Origin of the sequence: Facklamia sp. P12945, from assembly GCF_050409485.1 — a bacterium.
Lineage (GTDB): Bacteria > Bacillota > Bacilli > Lactobacillales > Aerococcaceae > Facklamia.
The window spans coordinates 1-724 of record NZ_JBNUPJ010000057.1; the positions used below are offsets into that span (position 1 = coordinate 1).

The following is a 724-nucleotide window of genomic DNA, read 5'->3' on the forward strand; positions in this document are numbered from 1 at the left end:
ACCACAAAACAATCACAAATAGGAGGTCCCTTATGGAAGACTTTAACACAAAATGATTCACAGCACTAGCACAAGGAGAATCTATTCATGAACTGTTTCGTCAGTCCTTAGAAGATGCCATTAATCTACTGCTTGAAAGCGAAAGAACAGTTTTTCTTAATTATGAGAAGTGGAAAGTGAAAGGTTATAATACCGGTAATTCAAGGAATGGTTATTATTCTAGAAGACTACCGACTGAATAAGGTATGCTTCACCTCAAAATACCACGAGATCGGTTAGGGCTGTTTGATATTAAAACGCTTGAATGCCTTCAATATGCTCCTGCTCATTTATAAAAGATGATAATTTTGATGTATCAAAAAGGTGTGACAACACGCGATATCTCAGAACTTATTGAAAAAATGTAGGGTCATTGTTATTCACCAACGACCCTCTCCAACCTTTCAATAACATTTTAAGAAGAATTAGCCGCTTACCGACAACGTCCGATTAAACAAGACGATGTTTGTCTATACTGCGATGCCACCTTTGTATCTGTAAGACGCAGTAGTGTGTCTAAAGAAGCTGTCCATACAATTATTGGAATGGATGCTCAAGGCTATAAGGAAATACTCGATTTTCAAGTCTATCCTACAGAGTCAGCTCTTCATTACCGTGAAATGCTTCAAGACTTAAAACAAAGAGGGCTAGAAAATGTTTTACTTTTTGTCTCAGACGAATTAAC

Annotated in this window: 1 protein-coding gene and 1 pseudogene; both read left to right on the forward strand. The window is 37.0% G+C overall.

Annotated elements, in window-relative coordinates; translation table 11 throughout:
• The first annotated feature begins 83 nt into the window (after positions 1–83).
• Positions 84–242, forward strand: a complete 159-nt coding sequence (locus tag ACQV2X_RS08750) for a transposase (protein WP_428894431.1) — start codon at positions 84–86, stop codon at positions 240–242.
• Positions 243–470: 228 nt separating this feature from the next.
• A pseudogene (locus ACQV2X_RS08755) lies at positions 471–724 on the forward strand (transposase); the annotation flags it as partial.